The organism is Citrobacter sp. TBCS-14, from assembly GCF_005280805.1.
Taxonomy (GTDB): Bacteria; Pseudomonadota; Gammaproteobacteria; order Enterobacterales; family Enterobacteriaceae; genus Citrobacter; species Citrobacter gillenii.
On sequence record NZ_SZWM01000247.1, the window covers coordinates 1 to 267 of the forward strand.

Below are 267 nucleotides of genomic sequence, written 5' to 3' on the forward strand. Positions count from 1 at the left end.
GTTGGTTTCGCCTGGGCAACAGGTTTCGGCTCTGTCGGCGTCGCTTTTACCGTGGTCTGCGGCTTGCTCTTCGGCTCAATAACAGCCTGTTTGCGTTCCTGATGTGCAACTGCAGTACGTTCTGCTGGCTCAGTCTTCGCAGTCTGACGCCCTGCATTGCCATTGCGAACTGGTGCTACGGTAGCAGGTTCAGTTGGCAGCGTAGAGTTGACTACGACGTTGTTAACCTGTGCCTGACCTTGCGGCTGCGTCAGTGCATTGTTCAGA

Annotated in this window: 1 pseudogene; it reads right to left on the reverse strand. The window is 55.4% G+C overall.

Features of this window, described 5'->3' with window-relative positions:
- A pseudogene (locus tag FDX22_RS12305) lies at nt 1-267 on the reverse strand (cell division protein DamX); the annotation flags it as partial.